The sequence below is a fragment of the Streptosporangium sp. NPDC049644 genome, assembly GCF_040675205.1.
GTDB classification, from domain to species: domain Bacteria; phylum Actinomycetota; class Actinomycetes; order Streptosporangiales; family Streptosporangiaceae; genus Streptosporangium; species Streptosporangium fukuiense.
Genome location: NZ_JBFAOJ010000003.1, coordinates 20,868 through 41,559, shown reverse-complemented (window position 1 = coordinate 41,559; position 20,692 = coordinate 20,868). Strand labels below are relative to the sequence as shown.

General features: G+C 66.9%; 33 protein-coding genes. 3 read left to right on the top strand and 30 right to left on the bottom strand.

The annotated features are described in order from the left end of the window. Window position 1: 1 nt before the first annotated feature. Both rpsI and rplM read right to left on the bottom strand, forming a co-directional pair. The gene (rpsI, locus tag AB0J58_RS02325; RefSeq protein ID WP_030912863.1) at window positions 2-523 is read right to left on the bottom strand and encodes a 30S ribosomal protein S9; all 522 of its coding nucleotides are present in this window, start codon (window positions 521-523) and stop codon (window positions 2-4) included. Between the two features lie 69 nt (window positions 524-592). After that, window positions 593-1,036, bottom strand: a complete 444-nt coding sequence (gene rplM / locus AB0J58_RS02320; RefSeq protein WP_343968292.1) for a 50S ribosomal protein L13 — start codon at window positions 1,034-1,036, stop codon at window positions 593-595. Window positions 1,037-1,518: 482 nt separating this feature from the next. Between rplM and AB0J58_RS02315 the strand changes: the two genes are divergently transcribed. The 3 genes from AB0J58_RS02315 (at window position 1,519) to AB0J58_RS02305 (ending at window position 4,996) form a co-directional block, all read left to right on the top strand. After that, window positions 1,519-2,232, top strand: coding sequence for a CAP domain-containing protein (locus AB0J58_RS02315; protein ID WP_364209089.1), 714 nt, complete (start codon window positions 1,519-1,521; stop codon window positions 2,230-2,232). A gap of 35 nt (window positions 2,233-2,267) precedes the next feature. Further along, window positions 2,268-3,194, top strand: coding sequence for a hypothetical protein (locus AB0J58_RS02310; protein WP_364209086.1), 927 nt, complete (start codon window positions 2,268-2,270; stop codon window positions 3,192-3,194). Window positions 3,195-3,289: 95 nt separating this feature from the next. Continuing rightward, complete coding sequence (locus tag AB0J58_RS02305) at window positions 3,290-4,996, top strand: hypothetical protein (RefSeq protein ID WP_364209083.1); 1,707 nt, start codon at window positions 3,290-3,292, stop codon at window positions 4,994-4,996. On the opposite strand, the gene truA is transcribed toward AB0J58_RS02305, so the two are convergent. The 28 genes from truA to rpsS all read right to left on the bottom strand — a co-directional run bounded on the left by truA (window position 4,986) and on the right by rpsS (window position 20,688). After that, window positions 4,986-5,864: a tRNA pseudouridine(38-40) synthase TruA gene (truA, locus tag AB0J58_RS02300; protein ID WP_364209080.1), complete on the bottom strand. Its 879-nt coding sequence runs from the start codon at window positions 5,862-5,864 to the stop codon at window positions 4,986-4,988. The genes AB0J58_RS02305 and truA overlap by 11 nt on opposite strands. A gap of 88 nt (window positions 5,865-5,952) precedes the next feature. Continuing rightward, window positions 5,953-6,498 carry a 50S ribosomal protein L17 gene (rplQ, locus tag AB0J58_RS02295; RefSeq protein ID WP_364209077.1) on the bottom strand — a complete coding sequence of 182 codons (546 nt, stop codon included), beginning with the start codon at window positions 6,496-6,498 and terminating at the stop codon, window positions 5,953-5,955. Window positions 6,499-6,587: 89 nt separating this feature from the next. Continuing rightward, complete coding sequence (locus tag AB0J58_RS02290) at window positions 6,588-7,604, bottom strand: DNA-directed RNA polymerase subunit alpha (RefSeq protein ID WP_030912872.1); 1,017 nt, start codon at window positions 7,602-7,604, stop codon at window positions 6,588-6,590. 99 nt (window positions 7,605-7,703) lie between these two features. Then, a complete protein-coding gene (gene rpsD, locus AB0J58_RS02285; RefSeq protein ID WP_030912875.1) occupies window positions 7,704-8,330 on the bottom strand; it encodes a 30S ribosomal protein S4 in 627 nt (208 codons plus the stop codon). A 19-nt stretch (window positions 8,331-8,349) separates the two neighbouring features. Continuing rightward, window positions 8,350-8,754, bottom strand: coding sequence for a 30S ribosomal protein S11 (gene rpsK / locus AB0J58_RS02280; protein WP_012887860.1), 405 nt, complete (start codon window positions 8,752-8,754; stop codon window positions 8,350-8,352). A 45-nt stretch (window positions 8,755-8,799) separates the two neighbouring features. Beyond that, window positions 8,800-9,180: a 30S ribosomal protein S13 gene (rpsM, locus tag AB0J58_RS02275; protein WP_012887859.1), complete on the bottom strand. Its 381-nt coding sequence runs from the start codon at window positions 9,178-9,180 to the stop codon at window positions 8,800-8,802. A 210-nt stretch (window positions 9,181-9,390) separates the two neighbouring features. Next, the gene (gene rpmJ / locus AB0J58_RS02270; RefSeq protein ID WP_003956441.1) at window positions 9,391-9,504 is read right to left on the bottom strand and encodes a 50S ribosomal protein L36; all 114 of its coding nucleotides are present in this window, start codon (window positions 9,502-9,504) and stop codon (window positions 9,391-9,393) included. A gap of 23 nt (window positions 9,505-9,527) precedes the next feature. Continuing rightward, window positions 9,528-9,749 (bottom strand): translation initiation factor IF-1, encoded by a 222-nt coding sequence (infA, locus tag AB0J58_RS02265; protein WP_012887858.1) that lies wholly within the window; start codon window positions 9,747-9,749, stop codon window positions 9,528-9,530. Window positions 9,750-10,154: 405 nt separating this feature from the next. After that, window positions 10,155-10,592 carry a DUF1707 domain-containing protein gene (locus tag AB0J58_RS02260; RefSeq protein ID WP_364209074.1) on the bottom strand — a complete coding sequence of 146 codons (438 nt, stop codon included), beginning with the start codon at window positions 10,590-10,592 and terminating at the stop codon, window positions 10,155-10,157. A gap of 50 nt (window positions 10,593-10,642) precedes the next feature. Next, window positions 10,643-11,461, bottom strand: coding sequence for a type I methionyl aminopeptidase (gene map / locus AB0J58_RS02255; RefSeq protein WP_364209071.1), 819 nt, complete (start codon window positions 11,459-11,461; stop codon window positions 10,643-10,645). A gap of 123 nt (window positions 11,462-11,584) precedes the next feature. Beyond that, window positions 11,585-12,235: an adenylate kinase gene (locus AB0J58_RS02250; protein ID WP_343968314.1), complete on the bottom strand. Its 651-nt coding sequence runs from the start codon at window positions 12,233-12,235 to the stop codon at window positions 11,585-11,587. Beyond that, window positions 12,235-13,554: a preprotein translocase subunit SecY gene (gene secY / locus AB0J58_RS02245; RefSeq protein ID WP_364209068.1), complete on the bottom strand. Its 1,320-nt coding sequence runs from the start codon at window positions 13,552-13,554 to the stop codon at window positions 12,235-12,237. The genes AB0J58_RS02250 and secY overlap by 1 nt, the downstream gene beginning before the upstream one ends. A 179-nt stretch (window positions 13,555-13,733) precedes the next feature. After that, window positions 13,734-14,189 carry a 50S ribosomal protein L15 gene (gene rplO, locus AB0J58_RS02240; protein WP_343968319.1) on the bottom strand — a complete coding sequence of 152 codons (456 nt, stop codon included), beginning with the start codon at window positions 14,187-14,189 and terminating at the stop codon, window positions 13,734-13,736. 2 nt (window positions 14,190-14,191) lie between these two features. After that, window positions 14,192-14,374 carry a 50S ribosomal protein L30 gene (gene rpmD, locus AB0J58_RS02235; RefSeq protein ID WP_030912892.1) on the bottom strand — a complete coding sequence of 61 codons (183 nt, stop codon included), beginning with the start codon at window positions 14,372-14,374 and terminating at the stop codon, window positions 14,192-14,194. A 3-nt stretch (window positions 14,375-14,377) separates the two neighbouring features. Further along, entirely contained in the window at window positions 14,378-15,010 is a 633-nt protein-coding gene (gene rpsE, locus AB0J58_RS02230; RefSeq protein ID WP_030912894.1) for a 30S ribosomal protein S5, read from the bottom strand. Between the two features lie 61 nt (window positions 15,011-15,071). Further along, a complete protein-coding gene (rplR, locus tag AB0J58_RS02225; RefSeq protein WP_030912897.1) occupies window positions 15,072-15,455 on the bottom strand; it encodes a 50S ribosomal protein L18 in 384 nt (127 codons plus the stop codon). A gap of 2 nt (window positions 15,456-15,457) precedes the next feature. Next, window positions 15,458-16,000 (bottom strand): 50S ribosomal protein L6, encoded by a 543-nt coding sequence (gene rplF, locus AB0J58_RS02220; protein ID WP_364209065.1) that lies wholly within the window; start codon window positions 15,998-16,000, stop codon window positions 15,458-15,460. 17 nt (window positions 16,001-16,017) lie between these two features. Further along, the gene (rpsH, locus tag AB0J58_RS02215; RefSeq protein WP_343968325.1) at window positions 16,018-16,416 is read right to left on the bottom strand and encodes a 30S ribosomal protein S8; all 399 of its coding nucleotides are present in this window, start codon (window positions 16,414-16,416) and stop codon (window positions 16,018-16,020) included. Window positions 16,417-16,562: 146 nt separating this feature from the next. Next, complete coding sequence (locus AB0J58_RS02210) at window positions 16,563-16,748, bottom strand: type Z 30S ribosomal protein S14 (RefSeq protein ID WP_012887844.1); 186 nt, start codon at window positions 16,746-16,748, stop codon at window positions 16,563-16,565. Between the two features lie 2 nt (window positions 16,749-16,750). Continuing rightward, window positions 16,751-17,320, bottom strand: coding sequence for a 50S ribosomal protein L5 (gene rplE / locus AB0J58_RS02205; RefSeq protein WP_030912902.1), 570 nt, complete (start codon window positions 17,318-17,320; stop codon window positions 16,751-16,753). Further along, window positions 17,320-17,625 (bottom strand): 50S ribosomal protein L24, encoded by a 306-nt coding sequence (rplX, locus tag AB0J58_RS02200; protein WP_030912905.1) that lies wholly within the window; start codon window positions 17,623-17,625, stop codon window positions 17,320-17,322. The genes rplE and rplX overlap by 1 nt, the downstream gene beginning before the upstream one ends. Continuing rightward, entirely contained in the window at window positions 17,625-17,993 is a 369-nt protein-coding gene (gene rplN, locus AB0J58_RS02195; RefSeq protein ID WP_012887841.1) for a 50S ribosomal protein L14, read from the bottom strand. Before rplN ends, rplX begins: the two co-directional genes overlap by 1 nt. 181 nt (window positions 17,994-18,174) lie before the next feature. Then, entirely contained in the window at window positions 18,175-18,456 is a 282-nt protein-coding gene (rpsQ, locus tag AB0J58_RS02190; protein ID WP_030912907.1) for a 30S ribosomal protein S17, read from the bottom strand. Next, window positions 18,449-18,685: a 50S ribosomal protein L29 gene (gene rpmC, locus AB0J58_RS02185; protein ID WP_030912909.1), complete on the bottom strand. Its 237-nt coding sequence runs from the start codon at window positions 18,683-18,685 to the stop codon at window positions 18,449-18,451. Before rpmC ends, rpsQ begins: the two co-directional genes overlap by 8 nt. Beyond that, window positions 18,685-19,104, bottom strand: a complete 420-nt coding sequence (rplP, locus tag AB0J58_RS02180; protein ID WP_030912912.1) for a 50S ribosomal protein L16 — start codon at window positions 19,102-19,104, stop codon at window positions 18,685-18,687. Before rplP ends, rpmC begins: the two co-directional genes overlap by 1 nt. A gap of 2 nt (window positions 19,105-19,106) precedes the next feature. Then, the gene (rpsC, locus tag AB0J58_RS02175) at window positions 19,107-19,964 is read right to left on the bottom strand and encodes a 30S ribosomal protein S3 (RefSeq protein ID WP_326635525.1); all 858 of its coding nucleotides are present in this window, start codon (window positions 19,962-19,964) and stop codon (window positions 19,107-19,109) included. Next, complete coding sequence (gene rplV / locus AB0J58_RS02170) at window positions 19,964-20,317, bottom strand: 50S ribosomal protein L22 (protein WP_030912916.1); 354 nt, start codon at window positions 20,315-20,317, stop codon at window positions 19,964-19,966. The genes rpsC and rplV overlap by 1 nt, the downstream gene beginning before the upstream one ends. A gap of 92 nt (window positions 20,318-20,409) precedes the next feature. Further along, window positions 20,410-20,688, bottom strand: coding sequence for a 30S ribosomal protein S19 (gene rpsS, locus AB0J58_RS02165; RefSeq protein ID WP_012887835.1), 279 nt, complete (start codon window positions 20,686-20,688; stop codon window positions 20,410-20,412). Between the last annotated feature and the right edge of the window lie 4 nt (window positions 20,689-20,692).

The following is a 20,692-nucleotide window of genomic DNA, read 5'->3' as shown; positions in this document are numbered from 1 at the left end:
CTTAACGCTTGCTGTACTGCGGAGCCTTGCGGGCCTTCTTGAGACCGTACTTCTTGCGCTCGGTGGCGCGGGCGTCACGGGTCAGGAAGCCTGCCTTCTTCAGCGGCGGGCGGTTGACCTCGACGTCCAGGGCGGTCAGCGCGCGGGAGAGGCCCATGCGCAGGGCACCGGCCTGGCCGGTGACGCCGCCACCGTTGATGCGGGCGATGACGTCGAACTGGTCCTCGGCGCCAAGAACCACGAAGGGCTCGTTGACGATCTGCTGGTGGACCTTGTTCGGGAAGTAGTTCTCAAGCGTACGACCGTTGATCGTCCACTTGCCGGTGCCCGGCACGATGCGCACGCGGGCGACGGACTCCTTGCGGCGCCCAGTGCCGTACGAGTTGCCGGTGGTGATGGGCTTACGGACGGCGACGTCGCCGCTGACAGTGGACTCGGAGGTGTACTCGGAGGGGAACTCCTCCGCGGAGTACGCTTCCTGATCGCCCTCGATGGGCGTCTCGACACCGGTGGGCTCAGCCACGGTTCTCCTCTAACTTTCCTACTCGGCGTCGGCCGTCGGCCAACGCTGCTGGCGACAAGCAGCTAGCGACTACTGGGCGATCTGGGTGAGCTCAAAGGGCACCGGCTGCTGCGCCTGGTGCGGGTGCTCGGAACCGGAGTAGACCTTGAGCTTCTTGATCATCTTCCGGCCGAGAGCGTTCTTGGGCAGCATGCCCTTCACGGCCTTCTCGACGGCGCGGTCAGGACGCTTGTCCATGAGCTCGCCGTAGGTCATGGAACGCAGACCGCCCGGGTAGCCCGAGTGGCGGTAAGCCTTCTTCTGCTCAAGCTTGTTGCCGGTCAGCGCGATCTTGTCGGCGTTGATGACGATGACGAAGTCACCGGTGTCGACGTGGTTGGCGAAGGTCGGCTTGTGCTTACCGCGAAGCAGGATCGCGACGTGGCTGGCCAGCCGGCCAAGCACGATGTCGGTGGCGTCGATGATGTGCCACTGACGCTCGACTTCGGCAGGCTTGGGTGTGTACGTGCGCACGGTCGTATGCCTTCTTTGGTCGCGTCTTCGGCGCTGTCGGAGATGACAGCAACATGGGTCGGTAGGTGCGGGCACACGACAGCCCGGACCTTCCGTCTCCAGAACAGAGGAGATGACGCCGGACGCGCCGCGTATCGGTCTGCAGAGGAGACCAATTCGCACACAACGAACTAGCAGAGTACCGGCGCGGATGAGCACGAGTCAAAAAGACATGACTCTCCGGCGGTGCCCCTGGCATTCTACCTGGGACCCGGCACTGCCTGGGAACCGCCACGCGCCGGCGGGCGATCGGCAGCGGCCGGGCAGGTAAACCGAGGTCCGGGGAAGCCCGGCACCGGGGCCGTGCGGAGAGCGTGGGTCCGTGACGGTTCCAACACGTTCTCACCTTTCTCTTTTTCCTCACCGCAAACATCTCTATCTTTGATAGCGGTATGTGGCAGCTTCCTCACCCCGGGCATACCCAGCGAGCGCGCCTGCGTCGTATGGGGGTGTTCGTGTGCCTGATGACGGTCCTGCTGGTCGGCTTCATCATCGGCCGGGGCAGCCGTGACGAAGAGGCCGCCGAGCAGATCTACCTGAACAACCCCGGGTCGATCAGACCCACACCCAGCAACGGCGCCCTGGCCGGGCAGGTGGAGCGGGCTCCGCTCACCCGGGTCGCCCGTCCCTCCGCCCTCCCGACCGTCCCGGCGGACCGGCGCCCGCGCCCCACCCACGGCGCCGACACGAAGCTCGGCGGATCCGGCGACGACGGCCCCTCTCGCTACCTGCTCAACGGCAACGGTGACGACGGCGCCACCACCACCACCTCCGCCCTCGGCGCGATGGAGCGCGAGGTGGTCAGGCTCGTCAACATCGAGCGCAGGCGGGCCGGGTGCGGGCCGCTCCGCATCGACCGGAGGCTGGTCCTGTCCGCCAGGAGGCACTCGGCCGGGATGGCGTCCGCCGGCAGCCTCTCCCACACCTCTCCCGACGGCACGTCGCCCTGGGAGCGAATGGACGCCACCGGCTACCGCGACGGCGGCGCGGAGAACATCGGGCGCGGCTACACCTCTCCCGACGAGGCGGTGCGGAACTGGATGGAGACCAGCGGCCACCGGCGCAACATCCTCAACTGCGAGCTCACCGCCACCGGCGTCGGTGCCGTCCAGGGGCCCGACGGGCCGTGGTGGACCCAGGACTTCGGATACTCCTGAGCCAACCGGCCCTGATACGGGGCTACGCTCGGCGCATGGGTTTTCCCGTGGAGCCGCCGCGCCGCCAGCCTTACAACCGGCCTGACGCATCGCCGCCCGCACAGGACCAGCACTGGTTCGACGCCTCGCCGCACAACCGTGCCCCCGAGCCCCCACGGGCGCCGCAGGCGCCGCCCGTCCAGGCCTCCCCGCCGCAGGAGCGACCACGGCAGGAGATGTGGAGCCCGTACGACGACGGCCCCCGCTCGCGTCGCCCGATCTTCATCGCGCTCGGCGCGCTCGTCGCGCTGATCGCCGGGGGCGTCGGCCTGGCCGTGCTGGCCAACTCCGACCCCGCCCCGGTGCCCGGGGCGGCGTCCCCCTCGGCCAAGGCCCCCCTCGTGCCACCCGCCAACATCGCGAACGGCAAGTTCGGCCTCGCCTCCTCCCGCGCCACCGACCCGTACGCCCTCACCCTGAACGAGGTGTTCAAGCACAGGAAGGTACGGATCGGCGGGAAGAGCTACCTGATGACCACCCGCAGGACGGACAAGAAGTGCGGCGAGGCCGTGGTGGGAGCCGGGCTCCAGAAGGCCCTCACCGCCGCCAAGTGCACCCAGCTCCTGCGTGCCAGCTTCCGCGACGCCTCCGGGAAGATCATCGGAACCGTGGGAGTCGCCAACCTCAAGACGTCCGCGGGGGCCGCCAAGGTCGTCTCGGCCAGTTCCGGCAAGGAGCGGGAAGAGTACATCAAACCGCTTCCAGGTAAGGATAAGGTCACCAAACTTCTCGGAACCGGCGAGGCTTTCGTTGGCGAATGGCGCCATGGGCACTACGCGGTAATGGTCTGGTTCCAGTACAAGGACGGGCACCTGCCGAAGAAGAACGAGGTCAAGCAACTGAACCAGGCGGCCTTCGGAGCGGCGGACGCGACCGTCACCCCCGCGCTGGAGTCGCGTTCGTTGACCGGCAAGCGGCCTTGAGCATAGGGCCATACTGCCGCTTTCAGGCATGAACCCGGCAGACGATACGGCCATACCCGCATGACGATCTCTCTTCTGTCGCTAGGCTGCCGCGTATGCGTGGCCAGGAATCCGGGTCCGAGCACCGACATGAAGCCGAGGGTTCGGCGACACCGGCGACGCCGCCGCCGAGTTTCGGCCAGCCCTCGCCGCACGTGCCGCGGACCGATCTCTCAGGTGATGAGCAGCCCGGCAGTCCTTCTCCGTGGCCGGAGGCGGATCCGGGCGCGGCTCAGCCGTGGACGGTCCCCGGTGACGACGGAGCTCCCTACGACTGGTACGCCCAGCCGGAGGACGGCCCACCACTGTCCACCGCGCCCATCGTGCCGGGAGCACCGCCCTGGTACCCGCCTCCGGCCTTCACCGCCGCCGCCGCGGGCATGCAGGTCTGGCCCTCGTCCGGGCAGGAGGCTCCCTGGCCCGCCGCGACCGGCGAGCCGGTGTGGACCGACCAGGAGGAGACCGCCGCCCGCCCGGGAGAACCCGGCGACGTCGCCGTCTGGCCGCCGGACGCGGTCTTCCAGGAGGGTGGCGAGAGCGGGAAGACGGTCGACGTCCGCGCCGCCTCACCCCACCAGGACCCGCCGCCCCAGGCTCCCGCCCCCACCCAGACCGGTCCCCGGAACGACCCCCAGGACGTCCTGGAGGACAGCGACCGGCCCGTACCGGCGGCTCGGCCCCCCATGCCGGCACCCGTCACGCAACCCGTCGCGCACCCCGTGGCGATCGGGCCGGAGCCGATCTCGCAGGCGCCCCTGCCGGACACCGAGCAGACCGCTCCCGGCCGGACAGCCCCCCGGCCGGCCGCCTCCGGCCCGCCCGCGCCGCTCTTCACCCCCGCGGAGCAGGTGACCCCGCCCAGCGGCGTCCCGGCGGTCACCCCGCCGTTCCCGCTCCCCGCCTTCCCTCCCCCGCCGGTGACGTCCTCATCCGCGAGCGAGCCGCCGGCATCCCCGAGCGACCCGGCGGCGACGCGCGGGCCGTTCACCCCGCTCTCCGCGTTCACCCCCGAACCGCCGCCCGCCCCCCCACCGCCTACCCGCGGCAGGGCCGGCACGACGCTGCTCGCGGCCGTGGTCGCGGTCGTGGTGGTCGGCATCGGCATCGGGGCCTTCTTCGCCTACCAGTCGTTCAACGCCAAGCAGGCGGCGAACGCGGCGGATCCGATCCTCGGTCCGGGAAAGATCGACCCCACCGACAAACTGGACATCACCGGTGAGCCCGAGCCGATCAACACCACGATGCTCAACTCCGAGAAGACCGACCCGGGCAAGATGAGCGTGGCCGACGCCTTCGTCAAGAAGGTGTCCGTGGCGGGGACGACGTTCACCCGGGTCAAGACCAACCTCACCGAGCAGTGCCAGAAGGCCGCGACCGGCAAGTTCGCCGCCACCCTGCGCAGCCAGGAATGCCGCCGGGTGCTGCGGGCCACGTATGTGGACAGCAAGCGCAGGTACGCCGTGACCACCGGGATCGCCGTGCTTCCCACCCGCGAGTCCGCGGTCGCCGCCGACCGGGCCAAGGACCTGGAGCGCAACCTCTGGTTCCGCGGCCTGCCCTCGGCCGCCGGCACCGGAGGTGAGCGGGTGCACATCGCGGGCGGCTACGCGGCCGGGATGGTGTGGGGCCGCTACATCGTGTTCAGCTACGCCACCTACAGCGACGGCCACACACCGACGGCCAAGGAGAAGGCCCTGGGCAAGATCAGCGGTGCCTTCCGCGACCAGACCGCGAAGGTCGTGGAACGCCGCGTCACGAACTGAGCGTCCGCACCCGGCGGGTCTCCGCGGCCCGCCTGGCGAGCTCCTCGACGCCGGGGTAGCGCACCTCCTCAAGGCAGAGCCCGTGCGCGGGCGCGACGTGCACCCCCGAGTCCCGTACGGCCCGGGACAGCACCCCTTCCGGCCACCCGACCGCGAGCCTGCCCTCACCGACGGGCAACAGCGACCCGACGAGCGCCCGGACCATGGAGTGGCAGAAGGCGTCGGCCACGACCGTCGCCACGACGAGCCCGTCCTCGCGGACCCAGTCGAGCCGCTGCAGCCGCCGGATCGTGGTCGCGCCCTCACGCCTCTTGCAGAACGCGGCGAAGTCGTGCTCACCGAGGAGACCCGCGGCGGCCGCGTTGAGCCTGTCCACGTCCAGGGGCCGGTTGTACCAGACGATCTCGCGGCGGCGGAGCGGGTCGACCCCGCCGGGGGCGTCGGAGATCCGGTAGGCGTACCGCCTTGACAGCGCCGAGAACCTCGCGTCAAAGCCTTCAGGAGCCACCGTGACGCGATGTACCCGTACATCCGGGGGGAGGACTCCGGCGAGCCTCCTGCGCGTGGCAGAGAGCCTCTCGTCGAGCTCCTCCGCCGATCCGGGCTCCCGCTCGGGCAGCACGCGGCGGTTGCGGCTGTCCAGCGCGCCGAGCGCGTCGGCGTCCAGGTCGACATGGGCCACCTGGCCGCGGGCGTGCACACCCGCGTCGGTCCGCCCCGCCACGGTCAGCGCCGGCGGCTCGGGGAGCCGGAGGATCCTGCCGAGCGCCTCCTCGATCTCCCCCTGGACCGTGCGCCGTCCCGGCTGCTTGGCCCAGCCGGAGAAATCGGTCCCGTCATAGGCGAGATCCAGCCTCAGCCGCACCACGATGTTCCTCTCGAAAGACTCTCGGAGAACGGAAAGAGCCCGGCATCCCGGTGCGGGAGTGCCGGGCCCGTTCACTGGGCCTGAAAGATCAGGCGTTGTCCTTCTTGGCCTCGGTCTCCTCGGCGGGAGCCTCGGTCGCCTCGGCGGTCTCCTCGGCCTTCGGCTCCTCGGCGCTCTCGGCCTCCTCGGCCTTGGTCTCCTCGGCCTTCGGCTCCTCGACCTTGGGGGCCGGGGCGGCCTTGGCGGCCTGGGTCTGGCCGACGCGGACCGTGTTCAGCGGCTCGGACACCAGCTCGATCACGGCCATGGGGGCGGCGTCGCCCTTACGGAGGCCGACCTTGGTGATCCGGGTGTAGCCACCGGGGCGCTCGGCGAAGGTCGAGGCGATCTCGGTGAAGAGGTGGTGGACGACGCCCTTGTCCCTGACGACCGTCAGCACCTGGCGACGGTTGTGCATGTCGCCCTTCTTCGCCTTGGTGATCAGCTTCTCCGCCAGCGGGCGCAGACGCTTCGCCTTGGCCTCGGTGGTCTTGATCCGGCCGTGCTGGAACAGCTGGGTGGCGAGGTTCGCCAGGATCAGCCGCTCGTGGGCCGGGCTGCCGCCGAGACGGGCACCCTTGGTGGGCCTAGGCATAACGTTCTCCTTGGGAGTAAACCCGCCCCGGCCGTACGAGGTACCGGGGTCGGGCCGGGGAGTCGCTCACGATCCCCGTTATCGAAAAATCAGTACTGCTCGGTCTCGACGTAGGCGCTGTCGTCGTCGTCGTAGCCGCCGCCGGCCACCGCGCTCGGGTCGAACCCGGGCGGGGAGTCCTTGAGCGCGAGCGTCATCTCGTGCAGCTTCTGCTTGACCTCTTCGATGGACTTCGCACCGAAATTCCTTATGTCGAGGAGGTCCTGCTCGCTGCGCGCCACGAGCTCACCCACGGTGTGGATGCCTTCGCGCTTGAGGCAGTTGTAGGAGCGGACCGTGAGGTTCAGCTCCTCGATCGGCAGCGCCAGGTCGGCGGCCAGGGCCGCGTCCGTCGGCGACGGGCCGATGTCGATGCCCTCGGCCTCGACGTTCAGCTCGCGGGCGAGGCCGAACAGCTCGACGAGGGTCTTGCCCGCGGAGGCCACCGCGTCGCGGGGCTTCATGCACGGCTTGGTCTCGACGTCCAGGATCAGACGGTCGAAGTCGGTGCGCTGCTCGACACGGGTCGCCTCGACCTTGTAGGTGACCTTGAGCACCGGGGAGTAGATGGAGTCGATCGGGATGCGACCGATCTCCTGGCCCGGCTGCTTGTTCTGCGCGGCGGAGACGTAACCGCGACCGCGCTCGACGGTCAGCTCCATCTCCAGCTTCGCCTTGCCGTTCAGGGTGGCGATGCGCAGCTCGGGGTTGTGCACCTCGACACCGGCCGGGGGCGCGATGTCAGCGGCCGTGACGTCACCGGGGCCCTGCTTGCGCAGGTACATCACCACCGGCTCGTCGTGCTCGGAGGAGACGACCAGGTCCTTGAGGTTCAGGATGATGTCGGTGACATCCTCCTTGACGCCCGGCACGGTGGTGAACTCGTGCAGCACGCCCTCGATGCGGATGCTGGTGACCGCCGCGCCAGGAATGGACGACAGCAGCGTGCGCCGCAGCGAGTTGCCGATGGTGTAACCGAAGCCCGGCTCCAGCGGCTCGATGATGAACTTGGACCGGGTCTCCTCGATTGACTCCTCGAGGAGGGAGGGACGCTGAGCGATCAGCATGTGGAATCTCCCTTGCATGGCGGCGCCCGCTATTTGACGCCGCTCGAACAACAGCATAGGTGCCGTGCGGCGAATCGCCGCACGGCACCTGAGGAGCCGCTACTTGGAGTAGAGCTCGACGATCAACTGCTCCTGGACCTGGGTGTCGATCTGCTGACGGACCGGGAGCTGGTGGACCAGGACGCGCAGCGCGTCCGGGACGACACCGAGCCACGCCGGGTACGTCTTGTCACCGGCGGTGGCGCGGGCCACCTCGTAGGGCAGGAGGTTGCGCGACTTCTCGCGGACCTCGACGATGTCGTGCTCGCGCACGCGGTACGACGGGATGTCGACCTTCTTGCCGTTCACCAGGATGTGGCCGTGACGGACCTGCTGGCGGGCGGCGTCGCGCGACTCGGCGAAACCGGCGCGGTAGACCACGTTGTCGAGACGGCTCTCCAGGATCTGGAGGAGGTTCTCGCCGGTCTTGCCGGTCTTGCGGTTGGCTTCCTCGTAGTAGTTGTGGAACTGCTTCTCGAGGACGCCGTAGATGCGGCGGGTCTTCTGCTTCTCGCGGAGCTGGAGCTGGTACTCGGACTCCTTGGGACGGCCGCGGCCGTGCTCACCCGGCGGGTAAGGACGGATCTCGATGGGGCACTTCGCGGACTCGCACTTCTTGCCCTTGAGGAAGAGCTTGGTCTTCTCCCTGCGGCAGAGCTTGCAGTCCGCACCCGTGTAACGAGCCATTTTCTATCTTCTCCTGGGCTCAGACGCGACGGCGCTTGGGCGGACGGCAGCCGTTGTGCGGCACGGGGGTGACGTCCTGGATGGACCCGACCTCAAGACCCGTCGCCTGCAGCGAGCGGATCGCGGTCTCACGACCGGAGCCGGGGCCCTTGACGAAGACGTCGACCTTGCGCATGCCGTGCTCCATGGCGCGGCGGGCGGCGTTCTCCGCGGCCATCTGCGCGGCGAACGGGGTGGACTTGCGAGAGCCCTTGAACCCGACGTGGCCGGCGCTGGCCCAGGAGATCACGTTCCCACTCGGGTCGGTGATCGAAACGATCGTGTTGTTGAACGTGCTCTTGATGTGGGCGTGCCCGTGAGCGACGTTCTTCTTTTCCTTGCGGCGCACCTTCTTCGGTGCACCCTGGCGGCTCTTAGGAGGCATTCTTTGCCTTCACTCCTGAGGTCTTCGGTCCTGCGGCTACGCGGACTACTTCTTACCGGGCTTCTTCTTGCCGGCCACGGTCTTCTTCTTGCCCTTACGGGTACGTGCGTTGGTCTGCGTGCGCTGACCGTGCACGGGAAGGCCACGGCGGTGCCGGATGCCCTGGTAGCACTGAATCTCGATCTTGCGACGGATGTCGGCCTGAACTTCGCGACGGAGGTCACCCTCGATCTTGTAGTTCGCCTCGATGTAGTCGCGCAGCGGGACGAGTTCCTCGTCCGTGAGCTGGTGAACGCGGAGGTCGCCGTTCACACCGGTGGCCTTGAGGGTTTCGAGCGCGCGCGTGCGGCCGATCCCGAAAATGTAGGTGAGAGCGATCTCCAGCCGCTTGTCGCGGGGGAGGTCGACGCCAACCAGGCGAGCCATGGTCGGGCATTCTCCTTCGTTGTGGCGGAGGTCCTACGCCTCACTTCCCCTCCCCATGCCCGGGGTGAGGGCCCCGGCCTCCGACCGGGGGTCTCCTGCGGGGTACGGCGTGAGCCGCCTGCGCAGGTGTGAAACGCGATTACCTTGGAAGCCCCACATGGGTCGAGCCCGCCTTCTAGGAGCGGACTCTCGTGAGGCCTGTTGGAACGACTAGCCCTGACGCTGCTTGTGGCGCAGGTTGTCGCAGATCACCATGACGCGACCGTGCCGGCGAATCACCTTGCACTTGTCACAGATCTTCTTGACGCTCGGCTTGACCTTCATAGTCCTATTCGTCCCTCAGACGCTTACTTGTATCGGTAGACGATCCGCCCACGACTGAGGTCGTAGGGGCTCAGTTCGACGACAACCCTGTCGTCAGGAAGGATCCGGATGTAGTGCATCCGCATCCGCCCGCTGATGTGGGCCAGGACCTTATGGCCGTTATCGAGTTGCACCCTGAACATCGCGTTCGGGAGCGACTCAACCACAGTGCCCTCGATCTCGATGGCGCCGTCTTTCTTGGCCATGTCCCTCGCGTTTCACTGATCGGTCGTCTGAGGCTTCGGAACACTAAGCAGCCGCGACCCAGCGCTTCGATGAGAGCGGCGGTTGCGAAACCGCCGGCGCGCATTGGTCATAGTGAACCGAAGAAGGAGTGTACGGCACCGGGCGAGGAAATGCGAAACACACGGCCGGCACCTTGACACAACCGCTACAAAGGATACCGCAGATCCCTTCAGGGATGGACGGCACGGCTCGACACGCGAATGCCCGTGGCCTCATTGTGGCATGTCCAGCCTGGTCAGACCAGCATTCCTCCGGCCCGGTCAGACCGGATCCCCTCGGACGACCGCCCTATCGAGGCCGTCCGGGGAATCCGCCCGACATCCTGCGGCGGCTCGCGGCCCGGGCGGCCCTGGACGACCCGCCGCTCAGGTGGACTTCTTCTCCCCGCCCAGTCCGGCGAGGACGGTCGTCACCAGCAGCACCACACCCCACGGGCCCATGACCCAGAGCGGCCACGGATAGGGGAAGTCGAAGCCGCCGGTCACTCCGATGATGAGCCAGATCATCCAGTTGACGCCGCTGGCCGTCGCCCAGGCGGCCCAGGCGGCCGCCAGACCCTTGTTCTGCGCCTTGTCCTGCTTGTCCCCCTTGGCGCGCTCAGGGGCCCGGGAGGGGGTCTCTGGAAGCCGGCGCAGGTCGACGTCGGGAAGGTCGGAGGTGAGGACGGCGAGCTCGCCGTACGTCTTGCTGCTGTAGAGCTGTTCGAGGCGCTCATCGAACTCCTCGGTGGTCAGACGGCCCTGCGCGTAGTGCTCCCGCAGGACCGAGGCGACCTTGTCGCGGTCCCCATCGGAAGCTCGCATATCCGGACCAGACGCCATATCAACCACATCCGCTCGCCGGCGAGCCCGATCTAGCCCGCGTCTCCCAACAGGTTGGCAAGCCGCTCTTTACCCCCGTCAAGGGCGGTCAGTACCCAAGGTCCATTATGTGTCACGGCGACGCTGTGCTCGAAGTGTGCCGAGGCCTTACCGTCGATCGTGACCACGGTCCAGTCGTCGGCCAGCACCTTGGTCCGGTCCGTCCCCAGGTTGACCATGGGCTCGACCGCGAAGCACATACCCGGCTCGAAACGCGGGCCACGACCCGGTTTGCCGTGGTTGGCCACCCACGGGTCCATGTGCATCTCGGTGCCGATGCCGTGCCCGCCGTACTCCTGCGGGATGCCGTAGCGCCCCTGGGAGCGCACGTACTTCTCCACCTCGTGGCCGATGTCGGACAGGTGGCGACCCACGGTGAGCGCGGCGATGCCCCGCCACATGGCCTCCTCGGTGACCCTCATCAGCTCGGTCAGCTTGGGGTCCACCTCACCGACACCGACCGTGACGGCCGAGTCGCCGTGCCAGCCGTCCAGGATGGCGCCGCAGTCGATCGAGATGACGTCGCCCTCCCGCAGCGCCCTGCGGTCGCTCGGGATGCCGTGGACCACCTCGTGGTTGACCGACGCGCAGATGGTCGCCGGGAAGCCCTGGTAGCCCTTGAAGGAGGGGATCGCCCCCTCGCCCCTGATGGCCTTCTCCGCGATCGCGTCGAGGTCCAGGGGCGTCATGCCCGGCTGGACGCTCTCCCGCAGCAACTGCAGGGTACGACCGACCACCAGGCCCGCCGCCCGCATCTTCTCCAGCTGTTCGGGCGTCTTCATCTGGATTCCGTGCTTGTTCTTCTTGAACACGTGCGCACCCCCTGGGGTGGTTCAACGGGCGGTCCGGGAGCCCAATTCCCCAGATTCTGCCCTAAATGACAGCACGCCACCCATGGGGAGCCATGGGTGGCGTGCGAGGTGAACATCGCTTCGCTAGCCGACGAAGGGGCTCAGGGCCTCCATAGCGCGCTGAGTGATCTCCTCCACCGGACCGGTGGCGTCGACTCCGACAAGGATGCCCTCGTCCGCGTAGAAGGAGACCAGGGGGGCGGTCTGCTCCTGGTAGACCTCCAGGCGGTGCCTGACGGTCTCCTCCTTGTCGTCGTCACGCTGGTACAGCCGACCGTCACAGGCGTCGCAGATGTCGTCCTTCTTGTCGTCGAAGTCGACATGCCAGATCCGGCCGCACTGGCTACAGGTGCGGCGCCCGGCGAGCCTGCGGACGACCTCCTCGTCGTCGACCACGAGCTCCAGAACGATGTCCAGACCGGATCCGAACTCGGCGAGGATCTTCTTCAGGATCTCGGCCTGGGGCACGTTCCTGGGGAAGCCGTCGAGCAGGAAACCGTCCTGCGCGTCCTTCTCAGCGAGGCGGTCGCGGACCATCGCGATGGTGACCTCGTCAGGCACGAGGTCGCCGCGGTCCATGTATTCCTTGGCAAGCTTGCCGAGCTCCGTGCCACCCGAGACGTTGGCACGGAAGATGTCACCTGTCGAAATCTTCGGGATCGACAGGTGCGACGCAATGAACTGGGCCTGTGTCCCCTTACCCGCTCCGGGGGGCCCGACCAGGACGAGGCGCACTATTTCAGGAAGCCTTCATAGTTGCGCTGCTGCAGCTGGCTTTCGATCTGCTTCACGGTGTCAAGGCCGACACCAACCATGATCAGAATGCTCGTCCCTCCGAACGGGAAGTTCTGACTCGCACCGACGAGCGCCAGCGCGACGATCGGCACCATGGAGATCAGGCCCAGATACAGCGCGCCAGGAGCGGTGAGTCGCGTGAGCACATAGTTCAAGTACTCAGCCGTCGGGCGCCCCGGGCGGATGCCCGGGATGAAACCACCGTACTTCTTCATGTTGTCGGCGACTTCAACGGGGTTGAAGGTAATCGACACGTAGAAGTACGTGAAGAACACAATAAGCAGGAAGAAAGTGATCATGTACGTCGGGGTGGTCCCTCCGCCGCCGAACTCCTGCGAGATCCACTGGATGATCTTGTTCGGCTCTTCCTGGCTGTTCGTGAAGAGCGTCGTGATCAGCTGCGGAAGGTAGAGCAGCGAGGAGGCGAAGATGACCGGGATGATGCCGGCCTGGTTGACCTTCAGCGGGATGTAGGTCGACGTCCCGCCGTACATCCGGCGGCCGACCATGCGCTTGGCGTACTGCACCGGGATCCGGCGCTGGGCCTGCTCGACCATCACGACCAGGGCGATCATCGCGATACCGACGACGATGACCACGGCGAAGACGAAGCCGCCCTTCTGCCTGGCGATGTTCAGCAGCTCGGACGGGAAGACGGCGATGACCTGAGTGAAGATCAGGATGGACATGCCGTTGCCGATGCCGCGGTCGGTGACGAGCTCGCCCAGCCACATGACGACGGCGGTGCCGGCGGTCATGGTCAGCACCATCGTGACGATGGCGAAGACGTTGTCCTTGTCGAGGAGGATCTCTTCACGGCACTGCGGGAACAGCTGGCCGCTGCGGGCCAGGGCCACGAAGGCGGTCGACTGCAGGACGGCGAGCCCGACCGTCAGGTACCGCGTGTACTGCGTGATCTTGGTCTGCCCGGCCTGCCCCTCCTTCTTGAGGGCCTCCAGGCGCGGAATGACCACGACGAGCAGCTGAAGAATGATGCTCGCGGTGATGTACGGCATGATGCCGAGGGCGAACACTGAAAGTTTCAGGAGGGCGCCGCCGCTGAACAGCTGCACCATTCCGTAGATGTTGCCCGCGTCCCCCGCCTGCGCCTGGGTGAGACAACGGCTGATGTTCTCGGTATGCACACCCGGAGTCGGCAGGACCGACCCAAGTCGGAACAGCGCAATGATGCCCAAAGTGAAGAGCAGCTTCTTACGCAGGTCCGGCGTACGGAACGCTCGGGTAAATGCGGTCAGCACGGTCCCTCCTGCGCGCCTGAAAGGCGAGGTCGGTCAGCGATGGTGCGGGGGTGTTCCATCTTTGCCATATCCAGTCAATGAGCCCAAGGAAATGAGTCGAGGCCCACTGTCCAGCGAACTCTAACGCACTACGGGCGCGGGGGCCCATTACGAGCCCCCGCGCCGCGTGATGATGACACCTACAGCTCGGAGACGGAGCCTCCGGCGGCAGCGATCTTCTCCTTGGCACTGGCGGAGAAGGCGTGCGCCTCCACGTTCAACGCCACGGAGATGTCACCGGTTCCCAGAACCTTGACGAGCTGGTTCTTGCGAACCGCGCCCTTGGCGACCAGCGTCTCCACGGTGACGTCGCCACCGTCGGGGAACAGCTCGCCGAGCCTGTCAAGGTTGACGACCTGGTAGGTCGTCTTGAACAGGGCGTTGGAGAAGCCCTTGAACTTGGGCAGGCGCCGCTGCAGCGGGACCTGACCACCCTCGAAGCCGAGCGGAACAGTGTTCCTGGCCCTCGTACCCTTGGTGCCGCGACCCGCGGTCTTGCCCTTGGACGCCTCGCCGCGGCCCTTGCGGACCTTCGACTTGTTGGCGCCGGGGGCCGGACGCAGGTGGTGGATGCGGAGCGGAGTGTTCTCTGCCATGTCTAGTCGACCTCTTCCACGGTGACGAGGTGCGTCACCACGGAGACCATGCCGCGGATCTCCGGGCGGTCCTCCTTGACGACGACGTCGCCGATTCGCTTAAGACCGAGCGAGCGCAGCGAGTCACGCTGCTTCTGCTTGCCACCGATCTTCGAGCGGACCTGGGTAATCTTCAGGCGTGCCATGGGCTAGCTCACCGCCTTCGCCGCCGCGGCCTCCGCGAGACCCTCGGCGCGAGCCTTGAGCATCGCCTTGGGGGCGACGTCCTCGATCGGCAGGCCGCGGCGGGCCGCGATCTCCTCGGGGCGGCTGAGGCCCTTCAGAGCGGCCACGGTGGCGTGCACGATGTTGATCGGGTTGTCCGAGCCGAGCGACTTGGACAGCACGTCGTGGATGCCCGCGCACTCCAGCACGGCGCGCACCGGGCCACCGGCGATGACGCCGGTACCGGGCGACGCCGGACGCAGGAAGACGACGCCGGCGGCCTCTTCGCCCTGCACGATGTGCGGGATGGTGCCCTGGATACGGGGCACCTTGAAGAAGTGCTTCTTGGCCTCTTCGACACCCTTGGCGATCGCCGCGGGCACTTCCTTGGCCTTGCCGTAGCCGACACCGACCATGCCGTTGCCGTCACCGACGATGACGAGGGCGGTGAAACTGAAGCGACGACCACCCTTCACGACCTTGGCCACTCGGTTGATCTTCACAACGCGCTCGATGTACGAGACGCCCTTGTCAGCGTTGCCACCGCGGCGGTCGTCACGACGACCGTCACGCCGCTCGCCACCGGCGGCGCCACCGCGACGCGGAGCTCCAGCCATTAGTGGTTCCTCTTCTCATTCGTAAGACGGGCCATCGGTTGCGCACTGGTGAAAGGAGTCATCAGAACTCCAGTCCACCTTCGCGGGCGCTGTCCGCGAGAGCCGCGATGCGGCCCGCGTAGCGGTTGCCACCCCGGTCGAACACGACCGCGGTGATCCCGGCTGCCTTGGCCCGCTGAGCGAGAAGCTCGCCGACCTGCTTGGCCTTGTCGGTCTTGGCGCCCTCGGCCGAGCGCAGGGAGGCGTCCATGGTGGAGGCGCTCACCAGCGTGTGGCCCTGGGCGTCGTCGACGATCTGCACGAAGAGGTGCCTCGTGGAGCGGTTGACGACCAGACGCGGACGCGTGGCCGTACCGACAACCTTCTTGCGGACTCGGCCGTGGCGGCGGGCCCGCGAGACGGCGCGGGCGGCCGTGTGCTTGCCGAACGCAGTCTTGCCAGCCATGCCTACTTACCAGCCTTTCCGACCTTGCGGCGGATAACTTCACCCTGGTAGCGCACACCCTTGCCCTTGTACGGGTCGGGCTTGCGCAGCTTGCGGATGTTCGCGGCGATCTCGCCGACCTTCTGCTTGTCGATGCCGTCCACGTGGAACAGCGTCGGCTTCTCGACGCGGAAGGTGACACCCTCGGGGGCGTCGACGATCACCGGGTGGCTGAAGCCGAGAGCGAACTCGAGCTGAGTCGGGCTCTTGGCCTGCACGCGGTAACCGACGCCCACGATCTCCAGGGACTTCGAGTAGCCCTGGGTCACACCGGTCACCATGTTGGCGACCAGGGTGCGGGACAGGCCGTGCAGCGCACGGACCCTGTTCTCGTCGTTGGGGCGGGTGACGGAGAGGTTTCCGTCCTCACCCTTGGCGATCGCGATGGGTTCCGCGACCGTAAGCGAAAGCGTGCCCTTGGGGCCCTTGACCGTGACGTCCCGGCCGTCGATGGCGACGTCCACTCCGTTCGGTACGGGGATGGGCAGCCGTCCGATTCTTGACATGCTGTTCGTTCTCCCCTCTACCAAACGAAGGCGAGGACTTCCCCGCCCACTCCACGCTTGCCGGCCTGCTTGTCCGTCATGAGACCGCCGGACGTCGAGATGATCGCGACGCCCAGTCCGCCCAGGACTCGGGGCAGGTTGTCCTTCTTTGCATAGACCCGCAGGCCGGGCTTGGAAACCCGTCGCAGGCCCGCGAGCGACCGCTCACGGCTCGGCCCGAACTTCAGCTCCACCACGAGGTTCTTTCCGACCTTGGCGTCTTCGACGCTCCAGGACTGGATGTAACCCTCCTGCTGGAGGATCTCGGCGATGTGCGCCTTGATCTTCGAGTACGGCATCGCCACGCTGTCGTGGTAAGCCGAGTTCGCGTTTCGCAGACGCGTCAGCATGTCTGCGATCGGGTCGGTCATCGTCATGGCCGGTGGCCTTCCTCACCGCGGTTTCCACAGGGGACCTTCGGTGCGGTCATGGGCGCTTGTAGTCAGCGCCCGGTGAATACGAACTTCTATGTGTGGCCGGTGCCCCGCGCGGGCCCGTGATGGTCACGGGACCGCGCGGACGGCTACCAGCTCGACTTGGTGATGCCGGGCAGCTCGCCCCGGTGCGCCATCTCACGGAAGCAGATGCGGCACAGGCCGAACTTCCGGTAGACGGCGCGGGGACGACCACAGCGCGAGCACCGAGTGTACGCCCGGACCTCGAACTTGGCCTTGCGAGCAGCCTTGACCTTGAGCGACGTCTTCGCCATGATCAGGCCTCCTTGAAGGGGAAGCCGAGGTGCTTCAGCAGCGCCCGGCCCTGGTCGTCGGTCTTAGCGGTGGTCACGACCGTGATGTCCATACCACGCTGACGGTCGACCTTGTCCTGGTCGATCTCGTGGAACATGACCTGCTCGGTGAGACCGAAGGTGTAGTTCCCGTTGCCGTCGAACTGCTTGGGCGACAGGCCGCGGAAGTCACGGATACGGGGCAGCGCCAGCGAGAGCAGCCGGTCGAGGAACTCCCACATCCGGTCGCCACGGAGCGTGACGTGCGCGCCGATCGGCATGCCCTCACGCAGCTTGAACTGGGCGATGGACTTGCGGGCGCGGACGACCGCCGGCTTCTGGCCGGTGATCACGGTGAGGTCGCGGACGGCGCCTTCGATGAGCTTCGAGTCACGCGCGGCCTCGCCGACGCCCATGTTCACCTTGATCTTGGTGATGGTGGGCACCAGCATGATGTTCTCGAACCCGAACTGCTCGTTCAGCTTCGCGATGATCTCTTCGCGGTAGCGCTGCTTGAGGCGCGGGAGGGTCCGCTCTTCAGTGTTCGCGGTCATCAGTTGTCCTCACCCGTCTCCTCGGAAGCAGCCTTGGCCGACTCCTTCTTGGCGGGCTTGTCGTCATCCTTGAGCTTCTTGACGTTGCTCACGTGGATGGGAGCCTCCATGGTCTGCACGCCGCCGGTCTTGGCGCCACGCGGACCCTGGTTGGTCTCCTTGGAGTGCTTCTTGACCATGTTGACGCCCTCGACCACCACGCGCTCGTCGCGCGGGTGGGCGGCGATCACGCGGCCCTTGGCACCCTTGTCCTTGCCGGCGATGACCAGTACGAGGTCACCCTTCTTCACATGAAGCTTCGGCATTACAACACCTCCGGCGCGAGCGAGATGATCCGCATGAACTTCTTGTCACGCAGCTCACGTCCGACGGGACCGAAGATGCGGGTGCCCCTGGGGTCACCGCTGTCCTTGATGATGACGGCGGCGTTCTCGTCGAAGCGGATGTAGGAGCCGTCGGGCCGGCGGCGCTCCTTGACAGTGCGGACGATGACGGCCTTGACCACATCGCCCTTCTTCACGGTGCCGCCGGGAATGGCGTCCTTGACAGTGGCGACGATGATGTCGCCGATTCCCGCGTAGCGCCGGCCCGAGCCACCGAGCACACGGATGCAAAGGACTTCCTTCGCACCGGTGTTGTCGGCGACCTTGAGCCGCGACTCCTGCTGGATCACTTGTACTCCTGTTTGTCTCGCTGGTTCTCACCCGTGGGTGAGCCTTGCGGAACCTGCTGGGTCTTTGTCCCCCGGCGACAGTCCTTGGCGGACCGCCGACGCAGGCGGGGCGAAGATCGCTTCGCCCCCTTGGACGCCGTCATGGGGGGTGACGGTGTCACCCCCCACGAGGCGCGTTGTCTTACTTGGCCTTCTCGAGGATCTCGATGACCCGCCAGCGCTTGCTGGCGGAGAGCGGCCGGGTCTCCATCAGGAGAACGCGGTCGCCGACACCACAGCTGTTGGCCTCGTCGTGCGCCTTGTACTTGGTCGTCCTGCGGATGACCTTGCCGTACAGGGGGTGCTTGACGCGGTCCTCGACAGCGACCACGACAGTCTTGTCCATCTTGTCGCTGACGACCAGACCCTCACGGGTCTTGCGGTAGTTCCGCGTCTCGGTCGTGGTTTCCGTGGCCTCAGCCATCAATCGACTCCTTCTCTACCGTGACGATTCCGAGCTCCCGCTCGCGCATCACCGTGTAGATACGGGCGATCTCGCGGCGAACGGCACGCAGCCGCCCGTGGCTCTCCAACTGGCCGGTCGCAGCCTGGAAGCGGAGGTTGAACAGCTCCTCCTTGGCTTCCTTCAGCTTCGTGACCAGGGTGTCCTGGTCTTCCACCCGCAGCTCACCGGCGGTCAGGCCCTTAGCCATCACGCCTCACCCACTTCACGCTTGACGAACCGGCACTTCATCGGCAGCTTGTGCATCGCACGACGCAGGGCTTCGCGAGCCACCGGCTCGGCGACGCCCGACAGCTCGAACATGATGCGACCGGGCTTGACGTTGGCGATCCACCACTCCGGCGAACCCTTACCGGAACCCATGCGGGTCTCGGCGGGCTTCTTGGTGAGAGGACGGTCCGGATAGATGTTGATCCAGACCTTTCCACCACGCTTGATGTGACGGGTCATCGCGATACGAGCCGACTCGATCTGGCGGTTGGTCACGTAGGAGTGCTCAATCGCCTGAATGCCGAACTCGCCGAACACGACCCTGGTGCCGCCCTTGGCGGCGCCGTGACGGTCGGGCCGGTGCTGCTTACGGTGCTTGACCCTGCGCGGGATCAGCATGGTCAGCTCCCTTCAGCACCCGGCTGCGCAGCCGGGCCGGTCTCGGGGGCGGCCTGGGAGGCCGCCTCGGTCCTGGGGGCGCGGTCGCCACGGCCGGCGCCGGCACCACGACGGGCGCCACCGGCGCCACGACGGGGACGGTCGCCGCCACCGGCACCGGGGCCGCGACGGTCGTCGCGGTCACGACGCTGGCCCGCACGAGCACCGGCGGCGGCCGCCTCGCGCTCGGCGCGGCTGGTCGGAGCCTCACCCTTGTAGATCCACACCTTCACGCCGATGCGGCCGAAGGTGGTACGGGCCTCGTACAGGCCGTAGTCGATGTCCGCGCGGAGGGTGTGCAGGGGCACGCGGCCCTCGCGGTAGAACTCCGAACGGGACATCTCCGCGCCGCCGAGACGACCGGAGCACTGCACCCGGATGCCCTTGGCGCCGCTCTTCATCGCCGACTGCATCGCCTTGCGCATGGCGCGGCGGAACGAGACACGGCTGGACAGCTGCTCGGCCACCCCCTGGGCGACGAGCTGAGCGTCGATCTCAGGGTTCTTGACCTCAAGGATGTTCAGCTGGACCTGCTTCTTGGTCAGCTTCTCGAGGTCACCGCGGATCCGGTCCGCCTCGGCGCCGCGGCGACCGATGACGATGCCCGGACGGGCGGTGTGAATGTCGACCTGAACCCGGTCGGTGGTCCGCTCGATCTCCACCTTGGAGATGCCGGCCCGCTCCATGCCCTTCTTGAGCATGCGGCGGATCGCCACATCCTCGGCAACGTACGACTTGTAGAGCTTGTCGGCATACCACCGGCTCTTGAAGTCGGTCGTGATGCCGAGGCGGAACCCGTGCGGGTTAACCTTCTGACCCACTAGCGGGTCCTCCCCTTCGGCTCGCGGGACTCCACGATCACGGTGATGTGGCTGGTCCGCTTGTTGATCCGATAGGCACGACCCTGAGCACGGGGACGAAACCGCTTCAGCGTCGGGCCCTCGTCGACCCAGGCACGGCTCACGAAGAGCGTGTCACGGTCGAGCTTGAAGTTGTGCTCCGCGTTGGCAATGGCGCTCGACAGCACCTTGTACACGGTCTCGCTCGCCGACTGGGGAGCGAACTGCAGCACGGCCTGCGCCTCCGAAGCGGGCAGCCCGCGAATGAGGTCCACCACGCGGCGGGCCTTCATGGGCGTGTGGCGCGCGAACCGCGCCTGAGCCCTGGCTTCCATCGCTTACTCCTCTTACCTTCTGCTTCGTATCGGGCGAGTCCGTCGTGCCGGGTGACGATCGTCTCCGACTCGACTTCCTCTCCCTAAGGCGCTTATCGCCGGCTGCGGCGGTCTTCCTTGACGTGGCTGCGGAAGGTCCGCGTCGGCGCGAACTCGCCCAGCTTGTGACCGATCATCGACTCGGTGACGAACACCGGGACGTGCTTGCGGCCGTCGTGAACGGCGATCGTGTGACCGAGCATGTCGGGCACGATCATGGAGCGCCGCGACCACGTCTTGATGACGTTTTTGGTGCCCTTCTCGTTCTGGACATCCACCTTCTTCTGAAGGTGGTCGTCCACGAAGGGACCCTTCTTGAGGCTACGTGGCATTTTG

Coding starts and splice junctions, on each gene's coding strand:
- rpsK (WP_012887860.1), bottom strand. CDS start 8,754: ATGCCTCCTAAGAGCCGCCAGGGTGCACCGAAGAAGGTGCGCCGCAAG.
- infA (WP_012887858.1), bottom strand. CDS start 9,749: ATGGCCAAGAAAGACGGCGCCATCGAGATCGAGGGCACTGTGGTTGAG.
- rpmC (WP_030912909.1), bottom strand. CDS start 18,685: ATGGCTAAGGGCCTGACCGCCGGTGAGCTGCGGGTGGAAGACCAGGAC.
- rplP (WP_030912912.1), bottom strand. CDS start 19,104: ATGCTGATCCCGCGCAGGGTCAAGCACCGTAAGCAGCACCGGCCCGAC.
- rplF (WP_364209065.1), bottom strand. CDS start 16,000: ATGTCAAGAATCGGACGGCTGCCCATCCCCGTACCGAACGGAGTGGAC.
- rpsD (WP_030912875.1), bottom strand. CDS start 8,330: ATGGCTCGTTACACGGGTGCGGACTGCAAGCTCTGCCGCAGGGAGAAG.
- rpsQ (WP_030912907.1), bottom strand. CDS start 18,456: ATGGCTGAGGCCACGGAAACCACGACCGAGACGCGGAACTACCGCAAG.
- rpsH (WP_343968325.1), bottom strand. CDS start 16,416: ATGACGATGACCGACCCGATCGCAGACATGCTGACGCGTCTGCGAAAC.
- rplE (WP_030912902.1), bottom strand. CDS start 17,320: ATGACCGCGAACACTGAAGAGCGGACCCTCCCGCGCCTCAAGCAGCGC.
- rpsE (WP_030912894.1), bottom strand. CDS start 15,010: ATGGCTGGAGCTCCGCGTCGCGGTGGCGCCGCCGGTGGCGAGCGGCGT.
- AB0J58_RS02315 (WP_364209089.1), top strand. CDS start 1,519: ATGGGGGTGTTCGTGTGCCTGATGACGGTCCTGCTGGTCGGCTTCATC.
- rplR (WP_030912897.1), bottom strand. CDS start 15,455: ATGGCTGGCAAGACTGCGTTCGGCAAGCACACGGCCGCCCGCGCCGTC.
- AB0J58_RS02260 (WP_364209074.1), bottom strand. CDS start 10,592: ATGCGAGCTTCCGATGGGGACCGCGACAAGGTCGCCTCGGTCCTGCGG.
- rpmD (WP_030912892.1), bottom strand. CDS start 14,374: ATGGCACGCCTGAAGATTACCCAGGTCCGCTCGAAGATCGGTGGCAAG.
- rpmJ (WP_003956441.1), bottom strand. CDS start 9,504: ATGAAGGTCAAGCCGAGCGTCAAGAAGATCTGTGACAAGTGCAAGGTG.
- rplO (WP_343968319.1), bottom strand. CDS start 14,189: ATGGCAGAGAACACTCCGCTCCGCATCCACCACCTGCGTCCGGCCCCC.
- rplQ (WP_364209077.1), bottom strand. CDS start 6,498: ATGCCTAGGCCCACCAAGGGTGCCCGTCTCGGCGGCAGCCCGGCCCAC.
- AB0J58_RS02290 (WP_030912872.1), bottom strand. CDS start 7,604: ATGCTGATCGCTCAGCGTCCCTCCCTCCTCGAGGAGTCAATCGAGGAG.
- AB0J58_RS02305 (WP_364209083.1), top strand. CDS start 3,290: ATGCGTGGCCAGGAATCCGGGTCCGAGCACCGACATGAAGCCGAGGGT.
- rplX (WP_030912905.1), bottom strand. CDS start 17,625: ATGCCGAAGCTTCATGTGAAGAAGGGTGACCTCGTACTGGTCATCGCC.
- AB0J58_RS02210 (WP_012887844.1), bottom strand. CDS start 16,748: ATGGCGAAGACGTCGCTCAAGGTCAAGGCTGCTCGCAAGGCCAAGTTC.
- rpsM (WP_012887859.1), bottom strand. CDS start 9,180: ATGGCTCGCCTGGTTGGCGTCGACCTCCCCCGCGACAAGCGGCTGGAG.
- rplV (WP_030912916.1), bottom strand. CDS start 20,317: ATGGAAGCCAGGGCTCAGGCGCGGTTCGCGCGCCACACGCCCATGAAG.
- rpsS (WP_012887835.1), bottom strand. CDS start 20,688: ATGCCACGTAGCCTCAAGAAGGGTCCCTTCGTGGACGACCACCTTCAG.
- AB0J58_RS02310 (WP_364209086.1), top strand. CDS start 2,268: ATGGGTTTTCCCGTGGAGCCGCCGCGCCGCCAGCCTTACAACCGGCCT.